The sequence below is a fragment of the Streptomyces sp. NPDC047000 genome, assembly GCF_040644295.1.
In the GTDB taxonomy this organism is placed as follows: domain Bacteria; phylum Actinomycetota; class Actinomycetes; order Streptomycetales; family Streptomycetaceae; genus Streptomyces.
The window spans coordinates 17,067-36,556 of sequence record NZ_JBEYWE010000014.1 but is presented as its reverse complement, the minus strand read 5'-3'; the positions used below and the strand labels follow the sequence as shown (position 1 = coordinate 36,556).

At 73.7% G+C, this 19,490-nt stretch carries 14 protein-coding genes; all 14 read right to left on the bottom strand.

Going from position 1 to position 19,490, the window contains the following annotated elements; translation table 11 throughout:
- Positions 1-5 precede the first annotated feature (5 nt).
- The 14 genes from ABZ862_RS22200 to ABZ862_RS22135 are packed head-to-tail and all read right to left on the bottom strand — an operon-like array spanning position 6 to position 19,478.
- Positions 6-1,259 (bottom strand): DUF4910 domain-containing protein, encoded by a 1,254-nt coding sequence (locus tag ABZ862_RS22200; RefSeq protein ID WP_360960838.1) that lies wholly within the window; start codon positions 1,257-1,259, stop codon positions 6-8.
- A gap of 53 nt (positions 1,260-1,312) precedes the next feature.
- A complete protein-coding gene (locus ABZ862_RS22195; protein ID WP_360960628.1) occupies positions 1,313-2,338 on the bottom strand; it encodes an SDR family oxidoreductase in 1,026 nt (341 codons plus the stop codon).
- A 3-nt stretch (positions 2,339-2,341) separates the two neighbouring features.
- Positions 2,342-2,989, bottom strand: coding sequence for a PIG-L deacetylase family protein (locus ABZ862_RS22190; RefSeq protein ID WP_360960627.1), 648 nt, complete (start codon positions 2,987-2,989; stop codon positions 2,342-2,344).
- Positions 2,986-3,780, bottom strand: coding sequence for a glucose-1-phosphate cytidylyltransferase (locus ABZ862_RS22185; RefSeq protein ID WP_360960625.1), 795 nt, complete (start codon positions 3,778-3,780; stop codon positions 2,986-2,988). Before ABZ862_RS22185 ends, ABZ862_RS22190 begins: the two co-directional genes overlap by 4 nt.
- Complete coding sequence (locus ABZ862_RS22180; RefSeq protein WP_360960623.1) at positions 3,777-5,027, bottom strand: class I SAM-dependent methyltransferase; 1,251 nt, start codon at positions 5,025-5,027, stop codon at positions 3,777-3,779. The genes ABZ862_RS22185 and ABZ862_RS22180 overlap by 4 nt, the downstream gene beginning before the upstream one ends.
- Positions 5,024-6,265: a glycosyltransferase gene (locus tag ABZ862_RS22175; protein WP_360960621.1), complete on the bottom strand. Its 1,242-nt coding sequence runs from the start codon at positions 6,263-6,265 to the stop codon at positions 5,024-5,026. Before ABZ862_RS22175 ends, ABZ862_RS22180 begins: the two co-directional genes overlap by 4 nt.
- 2 nt (positions 6,266-6,267) lie before the next feature.
- Entirely contained in the window at positions 6,268-7,515 is a 1,248-nt protein-coding gene (locus ABZ862_RS22170) for an O-antigen ligase domain-containing protein (protein ID WP_360960619.1), read from the bottom strand.
- A 1-nt stretch (position 7,516) separates the two neighbouring features.
- Positions 7,517-9,037, bottom strand: a complete 1,521-nt coding sequence (locus ABZ862_RS22165; RefSeq protein ID WP_360960617.1) for a right-handed parallel beta-helix repeat-containing protein — start codon at positions 9,035-9,037, stop codon at positions 7,517-7,519.
- 9 nt (positions 9,038-9,046) lie between these two features.
- Positions 9,047-11,050, bottom strand: a complete 2,004-nt coding sequence (locus ABZ862_RS22160) for an alginate lyase family protein (RefSeq protein WP_360960615.1) — start codon at positions 11,048-11,050, stop codon at positions 9,047-9,049.
- Positions 11,047-13,248 carry a bi-domain-containing oxidoreductase gene (locus tag ABZ862_RS22155; protein WP_360960613.1) on the bottom strand — a complete coding sequence of 734 codons (2,202 nt, stop codon included), beginning with the start codon at positions 13,246-13,248 and terminating at the stop codon, positions 11,047-11,049. Before ABZ862_RS22155 ends, ABZ862_RS22160 begins: the two co-directional genes overlap by 4 nt.
- Before the next feature lie 16 nt (positions 13,249-13,264).
- A complete protein-coding gene (gene asnB / locus ABZ862_RS22150; RefSeq protein WP_360960611.1) occupies positions 13,265-15,229 on the bottom strand; it encodes an asparagine synthase (glutamine-hydrolyzing) in 1,965 nt (654 codons plus the stop codon).
- A gap of 3 nt (positions 15,230-15,232) precedes the next feature.
- Complete coding sequence (locus ABZ862_RS22145) at positions 15,233-16,786, bottom strand: Wzz/FepE/Etk N-terminal domain-containing protein (protein ID WP_360960609.1); 1,554 nt, start codon at positions 16,784-16,786, stop codon at positions 15,233-15,235.
- Positions 16,783-18,207: a Wzz/FepE/Etk N-terminal domain-containing protein gene (locus ABZ862_RS22140; RefSeq protein ID WP_360960607.1), complete on the bottom strand. Its 1,425-nt coding sequence runs from the start codon at positions 18,205-18,207 to the stop codon at positions 16,783-16,785. Before ABZ862_RS22140 ends, ABZ862_RS22145 begins: the two co-directional genes overlap by 4 nt.
- Positions 18,204-19,478 (bottom strand): glycosyltransferase family 4 protein, encoded by a 1,275-nt coding sequence (locus ABZ862_RS22135; RefSeq protein ID WP_360960836.1) that lies wholly within the window; start codon positions 19,476-19,478, stop codon positions 18,204-18,206. The genes ABZ862_RS22140 and ABZ862_RS22135 overlap by 4 nt, the downstream gene beginning before the upstream one ends.
- Between the last annotated feature and the right edge of the window lie 12 nt (positions 19,479-19,490).

Below are 19,490 nucleotides of genomic sequence, written 5' to 3'. Positions count from 1 at the left end.
CGGCCTCATGCCTTGATCAGCCCGGCGTCGTGCAGGGCGTCGGCCGCGGCGGCGACGGCGTCGAACGGCAGCCCGGACCGCTCGGCGACGTCCAGCAGACCGTGCTCGCCGTCGGAGAGGCTGAGCACCCAGAGCATGGCCAGCTGGGCCTGCTTGGTGTCGCTGCGCCCGCCGAGCGCGTCGTACAGCCCGCGCCTGCCCAGCTGCGGTTCGCCGTAGGGGCTGAGGTTGACGTAGCGCCGGTTGCGGTCGAGCACGGCGAACGCCTCGCGGCAGACGGCGAGGGTGTCCGCCATCGCCGCCGGGGAGACGAGGTCCAGATCGTCCGCCGAGGTGTGGTACTCGGGGTAACCGGCGTACGGGGTCCGGGTGAGCGAGCCCACGCCCAGGTCGAACCCGGGCGAGCAGTACTGCCGCTCGTCATAGCCGTACGGGGTGAACTCGACGACGCGGTGCGGGCGTTCGGAGGCGGTCAGCACATGCCGCAGCACCCGGTCGATCTCCGCGTCGCCGCGCCTGCTCCGCTTGTACGTCAGCGGACCCGGGTCCCCGGCGCAGGCCAGCACCAGGCCGTGCCTGACCAGGTCCACCCGCTCCGCGTTGCGGGCCAGCCAGGTGATCGCCCCGATGGTGCCGGGCGCGTAGATGAACCGGTAGGTGTAGTAGGGCGTCTGCTCCGCCAGCGCGCGGGCCAGGAACGTCGCCACCGCGATGCCGGCCAGGTTGTCGTTGGCCAGCGACGGGTGGCAGACGTGGCAGGAGACGATCACCTCGTCGGGGACCCGGCCGGGGACCACGTGCTCGGCGTAGGTGAGGTGGCCGTCGGCGAGGGTGGAGTCGATACGCACCTCGTACTCGCCGTCCGGCAGCGCGTCCAGGGTCTCCTGCGCCAGGCAGAACCCCCATTCCGGCTGGTAGTAGCTGGTGCGGTACGGCACCCAGGACGGGTGGTCCGGCAGGGTGTGCAGGTGCTCGCGCAGTTCGGACAGGGGCATGGTCCGCGACACCGGCACGCTGTAGCCGAGCACGTGCAGGCTGGACGCGGCGAAGTCGACGACCCGCCGGCCGGCGGCGTCGGCGATGTACGCGTCCCTGATGTTCCACTCCTGCGGCACCGTCCAGTCGAGCACCTGCGTCCCGGTCGGCACCTCGTGCACCCGCAGCGGGACGTACTCCCCGACGATGTCCAGGGTGGCGCGCACCCCGTCGCCGGTGATGCTGCGGCACAGCGGGTACAGCCGCTCCACCAGCGCGTACATCTCCCCGCTCACGTCGGTCACCTTGCTCGCCGCGCTCGCCTCGCTCACGTCGGTCACCGGCGCCACCGCAGGGTGTCGTCGACGGTGCCGGCGCCGGAGGCCGCGCGCAGCACGGCGAGCCGGGTGAAGCGCTGCTCGAAGTCCTCCCGGGTCAGCCCGAACTTCTGGTACGCGTCGGCGAGTTCGAGCGCACCCCGCTGCACCGTCCATTCACACGCGAAACCGGGCACCGCGGCGCGGAACCGGGAGAAGTCCACCTGGTACGAGCGCGGGTCGGCGCCGGTCTCCCCGGTGATCACCACCTTCGCGCCCGCCACCGCCTCGGCGACCTGATCGGCGATCTCGGCGACCGTGACGTTGTTCGTCTCGCTGCCGATGTTGAACGCCCGGTCGTGCACCGCCTCGCGCGGCGCGGTCAGCGCGGCCGTGAAGGCGCGGGCGATGTCGGCGGCGTGCACCAGCGGGCGCCAGGGGGTGCCGTCGGAGAGCACCAGCACCTCGCCGGACAGGAGCGCGTGGCCGACCAGGTTGTTCAGCACGATGTCGGCGCGCAGCCGGGGCGAGAAGCCGAAGGCGGTGGCGTTGCGCAGGAACACCGGGCTGAAGTCGCCGTCGGCGAGCGCGTGCAGGTCGTCCTCCACCCGCACCTTGGACTCCGCGTACGGCGTCACCGGGCGCAGCGGGGCGTCCTCGGCCACCAGACCGGCGTCGCCGGCGGCGCCGTAGACCGAGCAGGTCGACGCGTACAGGAAGCGCCGCACCCCGGCGTCGCGGGCCAGCCGGGCGAGCCGCACGGACGCGTGGTGGTTGATGTCGTAGGTGAGGTCGGGCGCCAGTGAGCCGAGCGGGTCGTTGGACAGGGCGGCCAGGTGGATCACGGCGTCCACGCCGGCCACGTGGTCGGCCGTGATGTCGCGCAGGTCGACCTGGAAGCCCGGCGGGTCCGCGGGCGGCGGGCCGAGGACGCAGTCGGCGAACAGTCCGGCGTCGAGACCGGTGACCTCGTGTCCGGCTGCCGCGAGGACCGGGGCCATCACGGTGCCCAGGTAGCCCTGGTGTCCGGTGAGCAGTACGCGCAAGGTTCAACCCCCCAGGTTGAGCGTGAGTTTGGTGACGGAGAACGCCTCGGCGTACCGGGCGTGGCATTCGATGCCGCGGATCCGTGCCAGGCCGAGGAACGCCTCGCGGTCGTACCAGGGCCGGTGCCGCTGCGAGGGGTAGTGCTCCTGCAACAGCCGCACCTTGTGTTCGGCGGTCTCCGGCGACAGCGGCTGGTAGGCCGCCGGACGGCCGAGATCGCCGTCCCACTTGACGATCTCGTAGCCGAGCACGAGGTGGTCGCGGAACGCGGTGGTCATCAGCCGCGCCAGGCCGCGGTGGTCCTGGTGCGCGTCATCGGTGCGCGGCGCGAGGACCAGTTCCGGCTCGGTCCCCGCGCGCAGTTCCTCGACCGCGGCCTTGGCCTCCTCCCAGTGCGCGGGCAGCCGGCCGTCCGGCAGCTTGTGCACGGCCAGCCGCAGGTCCGCGCCCGGACAGAAGGCGGCCAGCGCGGCCCGCTCCTCCTGCTCCCGCTCACTGCCGCCGCCGGAGAGCACCAGCGCGTCGACGCGGATCCCCGGCCGCGCCAGGCACAGCGTCAGCAGGGTGCCGCCGGCGCCGATGGCGATGTCGTCGCAGTGCGCGCCCACCGCGGCGATCCGGTCCAGGGGGCCGGCCCCGAGCCGGATCACGCTCTGGCCCCGGCACTGTCCCGCTCCCACACGGCCCACGGCCGGTCGCCCCGGGCGTAGGCCTCGTCGAGCGCGGCCCGCTCCTTCACGGTGTCGGTCGGCTTCCAGAAGCCGCGGTGCTGGTGCGCCACCAGCCTCCCCCGCTTGGCCAGTTGGGCGCATCCGTCGGCGACTAGGTCCCCGTTCTCCGGGATGTGGTCGAAGACCTCCTGGCGGAGCACGAAGTAGCCGCCGTTCTCCCACAGCGGCAGTTCGCTCACCGGGGTGATGCCGCCCACCAGGCCGTCGTCGCCCAGGTCCACGCAGTGGAACGAGGACTGCGGCGGCACCACCATCATCGACGCGCCGACGTCCCGCCGCTCGAACCGGTCGATCATCTCCGGCAGCGGGGCATCGGTGAGGACGTCGGCGTAGTTGGCGAGGAACATCTCGTCGCCGTCCAGGTGGTGGCGCACCCGGCGCAGCCGCTCCCCGATCGGTGACTCGACGCCGGTCTGCACGAACGTGATCGTCCAGGAGGCGATGTCGGTGGACAGCAGCTCGGTCCGCCCGCCGCGCAGCACGAAGTCGTTGGACGTCGTCTCCTCGTAGTTGAGGAAGAAGTCCTTGATGTGGTGGGCCCCGTACCCGAGGCACAGGATGAACTCCGTGTGCCCGAAGTACGCGTAATAGCGCATCACGTGCCAGATCAGCGGCCGCGGGCCGACCATCGCCATCGGCTTGGGCACGTCGTCGGAGGTTCCGTTGCGCATCCGCAGCCCGTAGCCGCCGCAGAACAGTACGACCTTCATGCTGTGACCTCTCGCGACGCGGCCTCGACGATGCTCAGTTCCGGTACGGGAAAGACCAGCCGGCCGCCCCAGTCGTGCACGAAGGACAACTGCTCGGTCAGCTCGGCCCGCAGGTTCCACGGCAGGACGAGGACGTAGTCCGGCCGGTCGGCGGCTATCCGCTCGGGCGGCAGGATCGGGATACGGGTGCCCGGGGTGAACCTGCCGTGCTTGTAGGGGTTGCGGTCGACCGTGTACGGGAGCAGGTCGGGCCGGATGCCGCAGTGGTTGAGCAGGGTGTTGCCCTTGCCCGGGGCGCCGTAGCCGACGACCGTCTCACCGCGCTCGGCCGCCTCGATGAGGAACCGCAGCAGATCGCGGCGCACCTTGGCCACCCGGGCGGAGAACTCGGTGTACCCGGACAGCTCCCGCAGCCCGGCGGCCTTCTCCCGGTCCAGCACCTCGGCCACCCGGCGGCCGGGCTCGCCGGCCGCCTCGGCCGGCCGGGCCCACAGCCGGACGGAGCCGCCGTGCGTGGGCAGCAGCTCGACGTCCACGAGGGTGAGTCCGCCGCTCGCCAGCGCGCGGGCCGCGGACGCGACCGTGTAGTACTGGAAGTGCTCGTGGTAGATCGTGTCGTACTGGTTCTCCTCGATCAGGGTCAGCAGGTGCTGCACCTCGATCGAGACCCAGCCGTCGTCGGCGACCAGGGCGCGCAGCCCCCGGGTGAAGCCGACCACGTCGGGGATGTGCGCGTACACGTTGTTGGCCACGACCAGGTCCGCCGGGCCGTGCTCCGCGCGGACGCCGGCACCGGTGGCCGGGTCCAGGAACGCGGTGAGCGTCGGAACGCCCGCGTCCCGCGCCGCCGCTCCGACGTTCACCGAGGGCTCGATGCCGAGGCAGCGGATCCCGCGGTCCACCACGTGCCGCAGCAGGTACCCGTCGTTGCTCGCCACCTCGACCACGAAGGCGTCGGTGCCGAGCGTAAGCCGCTGTGCGGCGTCCTCGACGAACGTGCGTGCGTGCTCCACCCAGGACGTCGAGTAGGAGGAGAAGTACGCGTACTCGCTGAACGTCTCCTCCGGTGTGATCAGCGGAGGGAGCTGCGCGAGCCAGCACTCGGTGCAGACCCGCAGGTGCAGCGGGTACGCCAGCTCCGGCAGGTCCAGTTGGTCCGCGGCGAGAAAGCTCTCACACGGCGGCGTCGCCCCGAGATCGACGACGCTCGCCATCGCTTCCGAGCCGCAGAGTCGGCATCGTGTCATCTGCTGTCCCCATCCCCCCTGCCCACGCGGGACTCCCCGCCGCGGGCCTGTGCCGACCGACCCGCGATCGCGGTGCGGTACCCGTCCACCAGGCGCTCCAGCCCGACGGCCGGGCTGAAACCCTGCTCGTAGCGGCGCCTGGCCGCCCGGCCCAGCTCCCGGCCCAGGGCCGGGTCGGCCGTGATCCGGCGCAGGCAGGACGCGAGCGAGGCGGCCTCGCCCGGCCGGTGCAGCAGCCCGGTCACCCCGTCCTCGACGAGCTCGGCGAAGGCGCCGTGACCGGCGGCGACGGCCGGGACCCCGGCCGCCATCGCCTCCACGACCACCAGGCCGAACGCCTCCAGCCACGTCGAGGGAGCCACCACGGCGACCGACCGTGCGACGGCCCTGCGGCACTCCGCCGCGTTGTACAGGCCGACGTAGCGCACGTCGTCCCGGCCCGCCGCCCAGGCGGTCACCTCGCCCTCCAGCGGCCCCGCGCCGGCGATGACGAGCGGCACGCCCACCCCGCCGCCGGCGGCGAGCTCGTCCCACGCGGCCATCAGCAGCCGCACGCCCTTGGCCTCCGCGAGCCGCCCCAGGAAGAGCAACTGCTCGCCGTCCCCGGACCGGCGGACGTCCGGGTCGGGCACGAAGTTGTGCTTCACCGCCAGCCGCCCGGCCGGCATGCCGGCCCGCACCAGGACGTCGCGCTGGGCCGCGGAGATGCAGAAGAACCGCTCCACGCCCGACCACCACCGCCGCCGGTTGACCGCCAGGGAGACCGCGAGCGGCACCGTCGCCGGCCGGGAGCCGCGATAGCAGCCGTGCCGGACGGCGGGCAGCGGCACGGCCCCGACGCACTCGGTGCACGGCCGGCCGTCCCGCTGCAACGTGCCGGGCGGGCAGACCTGGGTGTAGTTGTGCAGCGTGGCCACGGCGGGTACGCCGGCGTCGGCACAGGCGGCCAGCACCGCCGGCGACAGGAGCGGGAAGACGTTGTGGACATGCACCACGTCCGGCCGCTCGGCGCGGAGCCGGGCGGCGAGCTCCGCGCGGACCGCCGGGTTCCACGGCACCAGCAGCGCCACCGCGGCCTTGCCCGGCAGGGACCGGCCGGCGATGTCGTCGCTGCGCCGCTCGAACAGCCCGACCCGGTGGCCGGCCTCGCGCAGCAGCGCCACCTCCTGGTCGACGACCTTGTTCTCCCCGCTCGGCTGCGCCGAGGCGTAGCGGTTGTGCACCACGAGAACGTGCATGATCAGCTCACCTCCGGTTCCGGCGCCCGTCGCGGGACGCGTCGGCCAGGGACGTCGGGCGCCGGGAGCGCAGAGGCCGCGCCGGGCGCCGCCAGCAGCGAGGCGGCCAGGGCCAGATGCAGCAGATAGGGCGAGGCGTCGCCGAGACCGGCCTCGGTGTACGACGCGAGCGCGCAGTAGCCGATCAGGAAGATCGCGCAGGCCCGCGACAGCGACGGCGGACGCAGCAGCGCGACGCCGCCCAGCACGACGACGAACGCCGCCACCAGGGCGACACCGATCACGCCCTGCTCGTTGAAGACGGCCAGCCAGCTGTTGTCGATGGGCAGCCCGCCGAACGACTTGTCGCCCAGGCCCACGCCGAACAGGTACTCCGAGGTCGTCCGGGGCGCCGTCAGCAGGGCGTGCCAGACCTTGGCCCGCCCGGTGAGGCTGCTGAAGTTCTCCTGGCTCTGCCCGCGCAGGAACCACGCCTGCAACGCGGAGGCGAACCCCACCGCGGCCACCGCCGCGCACAGCACCGCCCAGGCGAAGAACCGGCGGGCGGCGGCGCTGGTCAGGACGAGCGAACCGATCGCCAGCGCCAGCCCGAGGAGCAGACCGAGCGTGGCCGTGCGGGTATGGGTCAGCACCAGCAGCACGAGGGACGGCACGATGACCAGCGCCGCGCTGGTCCGGTCGGTCCGGCGGCCCACCAGGAGCAGCACGGTGAGCCCGATGATGACCGCGGCGTACTGCCCGATCTGCGGCGGGGTGAGCGGCCACAACGCGCCGACCAGCCGCCCGCCGTACAGGTCGGGCATGGCCGCGCCCGGCGAGACCACCGCGCCCGCTGCCACCGACCCGAGCACCGCGAAGTACATCCGGATGTGGTGCCGGACGAACTCCAGGCCGCCGTCCCACCACCGGCTGAGCAGCCACAGCGTGCCGACGAAGAGAGCCAGCCGGGCGCAGCGGAACAGCGCGCCGAACCCGGACTCCAGATGCGCGCTGGAGATCACGCTCTCCACCAGCAGCAGGGTCAGCAGGAACACGAAGGCGCCGGGCCGGATGCGCAGCCGGAGATTGACCAGGAGCGCCAGCGCGAACGCGGCGACCAGCGCCCCCATGGTGACCATCTGGATGAGGGAGCGGGGCAGCGGGACGATGGTCTTCGCCCCGGCGGAGCCCAGCGTGTTGAGGACCAGCAGCCCCCACACCGCCCCGACGATCCTCGACGGGTGGCCCGTGCCCGTCTCGTCCGTGCCCATCTCAACCCCCGTCCTCGGCGCGGAAGGTGCTCCCCGCGTCCTGCCGGTACGGCGCGCCCTGCCACTGCACGGAGTCGAGCACCCGGCTCGGGTCGTGGACGACGAACGTCCAGGACCCGACGTAGACGTTGTCGTGCCAGCGGTTGTGCTGCCTGCCGGTGATCGCCTCGGCGACCCGCTCGCCCTGGTACGGCGACCAGTCCGGATAGGTGCCGTAGTTGGCCAGCACCGCCATGCGGTCGCACTTCACCGTGCAGCCGACGACGGACTTGTCCAGCACGAACCGGTTGTCGTGGATGTCCACCCGCTGGGTCTTCCACCGGCAGTCGGAGTAGAGCGGCGCGCGGGCGATCGCCGGCTGCGCGCAGCGCTTGCCGTCCTTCACCAGCAGCGTGCAGTCACCGGACGAGGTGTTGGCCGGGCTGTTGCAGAACCGGTCCGCGTTCTCCCACAGGGTGATCCCGGACCAGTTGTCCTCCAGCACGTTCCGGTAGATCTCGATCTTGTCCGTGCGGGCCCGGACCCGTGGTTCGCCGCCGGACTCGGACAGATACACGGTCGCGAACGGGAAGGTGTCCCCGCGGTCGGCGTAACTGCGGCCCACGACCCAGTTGTTGCGCCGGATCGTGTTGTTGCGGATGACCGCGTTGTAGCTGGTCTCGTAGATCAGCGCGGCACCGTCGTTGGCCTCGAGCACATTGCCCTCGATGCGGAAGTCGTTGTTGTCGGTGTCCGCCCACAGACCGGCTCCGCGGTTGTCGTGCACCCAGTTGCCGCGTACGTCGGCGCCGTCGACGGCCCAGAACTTGACGCCTCCGGTGCAGCCGCAGCCCGGCCGCCGCCGCTCCCAGTCGTCCTTGTTGTTGCCCGTGATCTCGTTGCCCTCGACGACCAGGCCGCTGATCCGGCCGTTTCCCTTGTACGCGTTCATGCCGTACTGGCCGTTGCCGCGCAGGCAGCTGGCGCTGACCCGCTGATGGGCACCGGCCATCAGCCCGGCGCCGGAGTTGTTCTGGATGGTGGCGTGCTCGATCACCCATCCGTCGGCCGAGTCGTGGTTGACCACGCCCTCGTCGCGCGGCGCGACGAAACCCTGCACGGTCAGATAGCGGAGGGTGACGTCGCGGGCGGTGCCGCCGAACGCGTACTGGTTGGTCCTGCGGCCGTCGAGGACCGCGCCCGGCGCGCCGAGGTAGGTGTCCCCCTCCTTGGGGACGACCTGGGCGTAGCGGTCCGGTGCGAGCCGGTGCCTGCCCGGCCGGAGCCAGAACGTGGTGTGCGGGGGACTGTTCCTGGTCTTCGCGGCCAGGTCACCGGTCACCGCGGGGTCGACCGGCACGGCGCCCGCCGGCGCCTTCGCCGGCCCGGCCGCGGGCCGGGCGCACACCCGGGCCACGGACGCGGACGGCGCGGCGACCGGCTTCGGCGTCGCGGCCGGCGTGCTCTCGCAGCCGGTCGCCGCCAGCAGGGCCAGCACCAGCGCCGCCGCCGGCGGCACCCGGTGCCGCCACTTGATCCCCAAGCGTCTCTCCTAGTCGAAGAACCTGAGCACGGTGGTGAACCCCGCCGCGCCGTCGGTGAAGCCGGTGCCGACCAGCGTCGTGGCGGGTTCCTTGCGTCCGAAGCCGGCGGAGTACCAGCCCAGCGGCGGGTCGCTCTCGCCGCGGTGCGCCCGCCAGGACAGCTGCCCGGGCAGGTCGAGCGCCGCGGAGCGGTCCTCGCCGTCCCGGGTCCAGGCGAGCACCGCCCGGTCGCCCGTCAGGTCGGCGGCGATCGCCGGGCCGAGGTGGAACGCGAGCCGTACGGCCCGGCGCGGGCCGCGTACCTCGTCGACCACCCTCAGCTCCCGGCTCGCGGCCGTCAGCTCCACCCGGCGGCGGTGCACGGAGCCCCGGTAGCCGTCGTGCTCGGCGCACCAGCGGGCCGTCGCCGCGCCCGGGGCGCCGGAGGCGTCCGCGACCAGGACGCGGCTGCGGGCGTGCCGGGTCCACAGGAACGGCCCGCCGGAGACGGACTGGTCGGCGCCGTCCAGCTCCAGGGTGTTGTGGCCGAGGGTCGAGCGGAAGTACCGCCGCCACTCGGGCTGCCCGTGGTAGCAGAACGTCCCCGGGTCGGCGAGCACGTCGACCCCGTCGTGCCGGACCTCCACGGACAGCGCGTCCGCGTGGGCGTGGGCGGCGATGGACAGGAACCCGTGCGGACCGCCGTCGCAGCGGCACCAGATCTCGCCCGTCCCTCCCGTCCCTCCCGTCTCTTCCGGAGCGCGCAGGATGGTCATGCCCGCGTCGGCGAAGTGGGCCGGCCGGCTCGCCGGGCGGGTCACGGACGGTTCAGCGGGTTCGGTGAGCGCGGGTTCGATGAGCGCGGCCAGCAGCGGGGTGCGCACATCGGTGCCGGTCACCGCGGGCCACCAGGCGAGCCGGCCGAACACGGCGTCCCCGGTGGCCAGCAGCGAGGCCCAGCGGTCGGTGCCCGCGCCGTCCACGACCAGCCCGTGCCCGTCGTCCGCGTCCCCCTGGCGCGGCGGCCGCAGCCGGCCGTCCACGACGGCCGCGAGGGCGTCGGTCATCCGCAGCAGCACCAGCCGGACCGGCGCGGGCACCGGCACGCCCGCGGTGTCCGCCTCGGCCAGCGCGGCCAGACCGAGCTCCAGCACCAGCCCGTGGTACTCGGTGGCCAGCTCCCGGTTGAGACCGGAGCCGAAGGTGTTGCTCCGCAGCTGCCGCTCGAGCGACCGCAGCGCCTCCGCCCGCCAGCGCGCCGACGCGGGGAACCACCCGAACGCGCAGGCCGCGGCGAACTGCCCGGCGGCCTCGGCGACGACGTGGTTGTTCGCCGAGGACCCCCGGCTCGGGAAGGCGGCCAGCCAGCGCTGGTGGTGCCAGATCTGGTGCAGCGCCACCGGGTTGTCCTCGAACAGCCCGGCCGCGCCCGGCCAGCCGTCGAGCAGCCGGCGGATCCACACCCAGGACAGCAGCCGGATCCCCAGCTCGATGCCGCTGGTCCAGTGCACCCCGCGCAGCGGCGCGTTGGCCTCCCACCACGACCGCAGGTGCCCGGCGACGCGCTCGGCGTACCGCTCGTCCCCGGTGAGCGCGTAGGCGGCGGCGAGCACGGTGAGGTACTGATGCCGCGACAGCTCCCAGATCTGCTTGATGTCCCCGGCCACGTCCTCGTTCCGGTACGGCACGTCGAAGGCGTGGCCCTCCGGAGCCCGGCGCCCGGTCTTCGGGTCGTACCACCAGTCCGGGTCGGCCAGGTCGTCGCGGCCCACCCCGAAGAACTCGGCGTGCCCGGCCATCAGCCGGTCCGCCTCGGCGACCAGGCGTTTCGCGGCGTCCGGCGGCACCGCGGCGATCGTCCCCGCGGGCAGTACGGCGGTGAACCGGGCGCCGGTCGCACTCGGGCAGTCCGGCGGCGCCGACCGCCACCGCCGCCTGCGCACGGCGTCGGCCGTCCGGCCGCCGATCTCCCGCGGTCCCATCCGGGACAGCCGCCGCAGGTACCAGCCCGCGCTCCCCGCGCTCACCGTCATCGTGCCGTCGCCAGGGTCACCGGCGCGCCGCCGGCCAGGCCGGCCTGCACGGCGAGGGTGGCCGCCGTGGTGGCGGCCAGCGACTCCAGCGGCACCGGCATCGGCCCGCCGGTCCGTACGGCCTTGACGAAGGCGGCCAGTTGGGCGGCCTGGCCCTTGTCCCGGGCCCTGGGCAGCCGCGAACCGACCCACCGCTTGCTGCGGCCGTCGTACACGGCGGCCCGGACGAAGTCGTCGAGCCGCAGCACCTTGCCGTCCGCGGCCAGGTCCAGCGTCTCCTTGGGGAAGCCGGGCGCGCCGGTGGTGACGTAGCTGAGGGTGGCCGTGGACCCGTCCGGGTAGCGCAGCACGACCTGGAGATCCTCGGCGCCGGGCGTGGCGAGGGCGTACACCGAGACCGGGTCGGCCCCGATCAGCCGGCTCGCGGTGTCGATGAAGTGCCCGCCCTCGCCGGTGAACCGGGTCCCCTCGGTGCCCTGCCGGAGGTACCAGCTGCCGTGCGCCAGCCGGCCCGCGTTGACCAGGTAGCGCAGGCTCGCCGGACCGGTCCGGGCGCCGAACCGCTCGGCGGCCTCCTGGAGCAGCGGGGCGAACCGCCGGTTGAAGCCCACGTGCAGCCGGTCGTTGCCGGACTCCTCCACCGCCGCGAGCACACCGGCCAGTTCGTCCTCGGTGAGGGCCAGCGGCTTCTCCACGAACACCGCCTTGCCCGCGAGCAGCGCCTTGCGGGTCAGTTCGGCGTGCGAGCTGTGCCGGGTGACCACGAACACCGCGTCGACGGACTTGTCGCCGAGCACGGCGTCGAGATCGGTGGTCGCCTCGGCGAAGCCGAACTTCCGCTGCGCGTTGGCCGCGGACAGCGCCGTCGTGGTGACGACGGCCGACAGCTCGACCCCGTCGCGCCGCGCCAGGTGCGGCAGCAGCATCGACGTCGCGTAGTTCCCCGCTCCGACGAACGCCAGCCGCACCGGCGTCCCGGCGGCCCGGCCCGGGGCGGACCCGGTGCCGCCGCGCCGCCGCACCGCGGGCACGGCCACCGTCGGGGCCTCGGCCTGGGCCGGGGCATCGGCCTCGTGCCCCGGATAGCGGAACAGCACGGCCACGGCCTTCAGTTCGCCGTCCTCCAGACGCCGGTACGTCTCGACGGCGTCCTCGAAGTCGGCCGTACGGGAGACCAGGGGCTCCACGTCGACGCGGCCGCGGGCGAGGAGATCGAGGAAGCACGCCAGGTTGCGGCGCTCGGTCCAGCGCACGTAGCCGATCGGGTAGTCGCGCCCCTCGAGCTCGTACTCCGGGTCGTAGCGCCCGGGGCCGTAACTGCGGGAGAAGCGGACGTCGAGCTCCTTCTCGTAGTACGCGTTCCACGGCAGGTCCAGGCGGCACTTGCCGATGTCGACGACCCGGCCGCGGTCCCGGCTCAGCCGGGCGGCCAGTTCGACGGGCTGGTTGCTGCCGCCGCCGGCGGCCAGGTACACCTGGTCCACGCCGTGACCGCCGGTGAGTTCGGCGACGGCGTTCTCCACGGCCGCGGACGCGGGGTCGCCGCAGGCCGCCGCGCCCAGGCGCGCGGCGAGTTCGCAGCGCGCCGGGTCGGGATCGGCCCCGACGACGCGCACTCCCGAGGCGGTCAGCAGTTGCACCACCAGCTGGCCGATCAGCCCGAGGCCGATGACCAGCGCCACCTCGCCGAGCTGCGGCTCGCCGCGGCGGACGCCCTGCAACGCGATCGACCCGACGGTGCCGAAGGCCGCGTGCCGCGGCGCGAGACCGTCCGGGACCGGGGCGTAGAGGTTCCTCGGCACCCAGTTCAGTTCGGCGTGCAGCGCGTGCTCGTTGCCGGCGCAGGCCACCAGGTCGCCGACCTTCACATCGTCGATCCCGGCGCCGACCTGCTCGACCACCCCGCACAGCGAATAGCCCAGCGGCGTCCAGGAGTCCAGCTTGCCCATCACCTTGCGATAGGTGGCGGGCACCCCGTTGACGGCCACGCTCTGCACGACCTTGGCGACCTGGTCCGGCCGGGAACGGGCCTTGCCCAGCATCGACATGCCGGCCTCGGAGACCTTCATGAGCTCGGTCCCGGTGGAGATCAGCGAGTAGGCGCTGCGGACCAGCACACCGCCCGGTTTGCATCCCGGCACCGGCACGTCGAGCACCGCCAGCTCGCCGCTCTTGTAGTTCTGTACGACCTGTTTCACCCGAAGTCCCTTGTCTTCACGCCGTCGAGGGAGAGTTGTGGTCGGCCCCGGACCCGGTCCCGGTCCCGGACCGGGATCCGGAGATCGCGTCGCGGTACCAGTACTCGAGGGTCAGCACATGCCACAGATGCTTGGAGAAGTCCCGCTGCCCGGCGGCGTCCTCCGCGACCATGCGGGCCAGCGCGTCGCGGCGCAGGAGCCCCGAACCGACGAGCACGCCGTCGTGCACCACCTCCCGCACCAGCGGCGCCAGGTCCCGGCTCATCCAGGCGCGCAGCGGGGCGCTGAACAGGCCCTTGGGCCGGTACACGATCTCCCGGGGCAGGATCGAGACGGCCGCCTCCTTGAGGACGGCCTTGCCCTGCCGTCCGACGATCTTGCGGTCACCGGGCACGGTGAACGCCGCCTTGACCACCTCGACGTCCACGTACGGCACCCGCACCTCCGTCGACGCGGCCATGCTGGAGCGGTCCGTGTACGCGAGGTTCAGGCCCGGCAGGAACATCCGGGCGTCGCCCAGGCACATGCGGTTGACGAAGTCGTCGAGGTCGTTGTCCCGGTAGACGTCCGCGTGCTCGGTCAGCACGTCGTCGACCGACCCGGCCAGGTCCGGATCGACCAGGGCGAGCAGTTCGGCCCGGTCGTACATCGTGTAGCTGCGCCGGAACGCGGTCTCCTCCGGCAGCTCGGCGAAGGAGAGAAACCGCTTCGCGAACCGCACCGAACGGTAGCCCCGGCGGGCCGTGGCGACCGGCAGCCGGTTCACGGCCCCGGCCAGGCCGCGCCGCACGGGCCGCGGGACGCGCTGGTAGCGCAGCGCGAGCAGGTTGGCCAGGTGCTTGCGGTACCCGGCGAACAACTCGTCGGCACCCATCCCCGAGAGCAGCACCTTGACCCCGGCCTCCCGGGCGGCCGAGCAGATCAGGAACGTGTTGATCGCGGCGGGGTCGCCGATCGGCTCGTCCAGGTGGTACGTCATCCGCGGCAGCAGGTCGAGCACGTCCGGGGCGATCTCGATCTCCCGCAGGTCGACGCCGAACCGCTCGGCCACCCGCCGGGCATGGCGCAGATCGTCCGGCATCGCCTCGAACCTGGCGTCCTCGGCGCGGAACCCGATCGTGTAAGCCGAGATCCCGGGCCGCTCGCGGGCCGCCAGCGCGGTCAGATAGCTGGAGTCCAGCCCGCCGGAGAGGAACGTCGCCACGGGGACGTCGGAGAGCAGATGGCGCCGGGTCGACTCCTCGACGACGGCGGCGACATCCGGCCGCTCGCCGCTTCGGGCCCGTTCCTGGGCCTCGGCGGCGACGTCCCGCAGATTCCAGAACCGGCCGCGCTCCACCCGGCCGTCGGGCCGGCACCTCAGCCAGCTCCCCGGCGGCAGCTTCTCCGCCTCGCGGAACGCGCACCGCGAGTCGGGCACCCAGTAGTACAGCAGCGAGGCCACCAGCGCCGCATGGTCCACCTCCAGCGACCCGCCGCTCACGGCGGCGAGCGCCTTCAGCTCGGAGGCGAACAGCAGACCCGGGCCGCGCCGGAGCAGGAACAGCGGCTTGACGCCGAGCTGGTCGCGGGCGAGCACCAGCTCACCGGTCCGCTCGTCGAAGATCCCGAACGCGAACATGCCGCGCAGCCGGGGCAGGCAGTCCGTGCCCCAGCGCCGCCAGGCCTCCAGCAGGACCTCGGTGTCGGAGGTACCGCGGAAGCGCACCCCGGCGGCCGCCAGCTCGGCCCGCAGCTCGGGCGCGTTGTACAGCTCGCCGTTGTACGTCAGCGCGAGGCCGCCCGAGACCATCGGCTGGGCGCCGGTCTCCGACAGGTCGATGACGGCCAGCCGGCGGTGCCCGAGGTGCACCTCGCCGTCACCGGCCGGGTGACTGTACCGGCCCGCCCCGTCCGGACCGCGGTGGGCGAGGACATCGGTGAGCCGGTCGGCCACCGCCTTCCCGTCCGGCCACCGGTAGGTGCCTGCGATGCCACACATGTCCTACCGTGCCTCCTGGTCGCTGTCCGGCACCCGTGCCGCCCACCTCGGCAGCCGCTCCGGCTCCCGACGGCCTTCCCCCACTGCCTCGACGGCGGGGGAGGTGCCCCCGCCGTGCTGCCGGACGGGCCGCTCGTGCCGACCGCGCGGCGCGGTGCGCGGCCCGTCCCACAGCGTGCCGTCGGTCCGGTCCCGCGGATCGGGGTCGATCAGCACCACACCGATCACCGCGATGTGCTGGTCCGTGAGCTGCCGCGCCACGGTGTGCAGCCAGGCGGCACTGCCGTGCCCGGCCCGCACGACGAGCACGGTCTGCGTGCCGAGGTACCGGAGGTCGGTCCACGCCGTGCCGGGCGCCACCGAGCCGACGCCGAGCCGGCGCTCCTGACGCGGCACGGACTCGGCGCGCTCGCCGCCGACCACGGTCGGGTCCCCCGGTTTCGGGCGGCGGCCGGTGAGCCGCGGGCCCGCCAGGCCGTCGACGACGACCACCGGCCCGTCCGCCGCCAGGGCCCGCGCGAGGTCCAGGGCGATCGTGTTCGCGGTGCGCGCACACCCCAGTTCCAGCAGCGACACCGGTTCCGCGGAGGCGAGCACGGTGCGGGCCAGGGACGTGGTGAGCCGTTCGCGTGCCGCCCGGATCCGCCGGCGCCGCCACAGCCGGGGCGCCCGGCGGGGCAGTTCGGCGATGACCGACGCGCCGAGGTTCGCCGCGATCTCCCGGCGCAGCACGGGGCGGTCCGCCACCACCGTGCCGACCGCGGCCACCGCGAGCCCGAGGACGAGCCCGAGGACCAGCCCGATCACGGCGTCGGTCGCCGCGGCCTTGGTCAGGGAGTGCCGCAGCGCGCGCGGCGCGTCCACGACCTGGGTGCCCGCGATGAGCTGGGGTGTGCCGACGCCCGCCTCCGCGGCGCGCTGGCCGAAATCGGTGATCCGGGAGGTGAGATCGGCCCGGCGGGCGAAGAGGGACTCCAGGTTCGCCGACGCCTTCGGCCCGCTCTGCGACGAGCCGTCCCCGATCGTCCTGTCGACCTGGGCGAGTTCCTCCCGCAGCCGGTCACGCTGGGCGAGCAGCGCCTTGGCCTCGGCGTCCGCGCTGTCCCGTATCCGCCGCACATGGTCCGCGACGAACGCGTCCGCCAGCGCCTTGGCGCGGGCCTCGGCGTCCGCGTCGCTGTCCCCGGTCACGGTGATCTGCAACAGGTTGTTGGTCAGGCCGAGGCCCCCGTACTCCTGCATGAAGTCCTCCGGTCTCTCCGAGGAGCGGAGGGACCGCAGCGCCGCGTCGGCGATCCGCGTGGTCCGCAGCAGCGCGACGTCGGTGCGGATCAGCGTTCCGGGGTCGTTCGGCTGGTCCGCCTCATGGGCGACCAGCACCTTGGTCACCGCGGTCGGCGGCGGCGGCATCAGGACCGCCAGCGCCGCGCCGGCGAGCAGCCCCAGCACCGCCATGGAGCCCCACAGACGGCGCCGCCTGCGGACCGCCACCACCAGTGCCTGAAGGTCCAGCAGCGGAGCGGCGGCCGGCTCCGGCGAGCTTGTACCGGTCGTCACAGCGCACCTCCCCGCGCGTCGCCGTGCACCGCGAACGCCGGCGCGGGGTCCTCCGCGACACGCTCGGCGGACCGTGCCGGACGGGCCCGGACGGGGCCGGCGACGACGAAGCCGACGACCTCGTGCCCGGCGTCCGCACACGCCTCGGCGATGCCGCCGAGTTCCCCCGTGGTCCAGCTGCCCGGACTGAGCACGACCAGGGCACCGGACTCGGCCTCGCGGTCCGGCACCATCGGCCGGGACACCGAGACCTCCACCACCCGCAGCAGGGGAGACCCCCCGCCCGGAGAGCCCGGAGAGCCCGGAGAGCCCGGAGAGCCCGGAGAGGGACCGCTCCCGGCCTCGGCGGCGAGCCGTCCGGCGGCCCGGCGGGCGACCTCGTCGCCGTCCGGGACGACGACCAGCAGCCGCCGCGCGGCCGGCAGCCGGTCCCGGAGCCGGGCGCACACCCGCCGGTAGCGGATCCGCCTGCCGGCCTCGTCGCCCGACGCCCGCGGGGCCGGCACGTCCCACCGGGTGTCGACGCCCAGCAGCCGGCCGATCACGGCCCGCGGGCGACGCCCTCCCGACCGGGGCGCCCGCCGTTCACCGGGTACGTCGACGGTTCCCAGCGGCACCGAGCCGAGCGCCGCGGCGATCTCCGCGTCGGTGCGCGGCCGACGGCTCATCCGCGCGGCGGCGAGATGGCCGACGACCGCGAACAGGAAGAACAGCAGTGCCCCGCCGGCGATCAGCTGCGTCCTCGTCGGCGGCGCCTCGCCGGTCGGCCGGGCCGCCGACCCCATGACGACCATGGTGGTCCTGTTCGTCGCCGGGTCGGCCTGGTCCAGCTTCTTCATGGCCTCCGCCAGCGTGGTGCGCAGCTTCTCGAGCTCGGTGCGGGCCTGCACGCCCTCCACGGTCTGCCCGGGATCGGCCGCGTCGGCCAGGTCGGTGATACGGCGGTTGGTCTGCACCACCTGCTGCCGCAGGGCCTCGAGTCCCGCCGCCGCGTCGGGATCGGTGCCGTCGCCCAGGATCCGCGCGGCGAAGGTGACGAACTGCTGGGCCATCTGGTCAGAGAGCCGCTGCGCGCGCTCCGGGGTGTCGGCCGTACCCGAGATCTTGATGATGTTCCCGTCGGCGGCCGTGGCGCTCACCCGGTCCCGCAGCTCGCTCCCGCCGACCCCCCTCCAGCCCAGCGCGGCAGCCGCACGGTCGGTCACCGCCGAACTGGTGGCGACCTCCGCCTGGGTCAGCAGCGCGCGCTCGTCCCACTGCCCCGGCAGCAGCACCGACGCCGACGTCGTGTACCGCGGCGGGAACAGCACGGAGGCGCCGTAGCCGACCAGCGCGCCCAGCACGGCGAGGACGGTGAGCAGCCGCCAGCGCCGCCGGAGCAGCCGCCCGATCACGGCCAGGCGTATCGTGTCCTCGTTCAACGGCGCCGCCTCCTTGCCCGGCCCCGGCCGCCCGCCCCCGCCGGAGCGCGGTCACCGCAGGCAGCGGCGTAGGCCGCGAGCAGCGCTCGCTGGGAGTTCCGCCAGGAGAGCGGCCCGCCGATCCGCTCCTGGCCGATCTCGCCCATCCGGGCCCGCTGCTCCGGATCGTCCAGCAGCAGCGCGATGAGCCTCGCGAACTCGGCCTCGTCGTTCGCGGGTGCGTAGAGGGCGGCGTCACCGGCGGAGACCCGCGCCTCCCGCAGCTCGAACGAGACGACCGGCCGGCCCATCACCATGTACTCCAGGACCTTGTTCATGGTCGACACGTCGTTGAGCGGATTGTGCGGGTCGGGGGAGAGACACACGTCCGCGGTGGACAGGTAGCGCACCAGGTCGGCGTCCGGGACGCGCCCGGTGAACTGCACCTGCTGCGAGAGCCCGAGCCGGCGGGACAGCTCCGTCATCGCGTCGAAGGTGTCGCCGGCGCCGACGAACACCGCGTGCCAGTCGGTCCGCCCGAACTCGTCGCGCAGCTTCGCGAGGGCCCGTAAGGCGTAGTCGACCCCGTCCTGCGGGCCCATGACGCCGAGGTAGCACAGCAGATGAGGCTTGCCGCGCTTCAGCTCCGGCTCGGGCGGTACGGGGTGGAACCGGTCGGTGTCGGGCGCGCTGCGCACCACGAAGACGTCCGCCGGCCGCCGGCCGCCGCGGCGCACCGCGACGTCCCGGTAGCTCTCGTTCGTGGCGAGCACGATGTCGGCGGCCCGGTAGGTCCGCCGTTCCAGCGCGCACACGGCGCGGTACAGCAGGTCCTCGCCGCGGCCGAACCGGGAGAGGTACAGCTCGGGCACCAGGTCGTGCTGGTCGAAGACGAACCGCGCGCCGCGCCGCTTCAGCCACAGCGCCGGCAGGAACAGCAGATCGGGCGGGTTGCAGGCGTGGACCACGTCGACCGGGCCGACCTTCCGGGCCAGCCGGACCGTGTGCCACAACGCCGCCCCGTACTCCCGCAGATAGCCGGCCGGCCCTCCGGTGGCGGCGCGCAGCGGGTAGCGGTGGATCCGCACCCCGTCGATCACCGTCTCCGGCTCCGTGTCCCGCTTGGTCCCCCGGGGACAGACGACGTGCACCTCCCAGCCCGCGTCGCGCAGCGTGGTGCACTCCTGCCACACCCGCCGGTCGAACGGCACCGACAGGTTCTCCACCAGGATCAGCGCGCGCCGGGCCGGCCGGCCAGCGCCGGCCGCGGCATCTGACGAAATGTCACCGATGGGCGCATCACC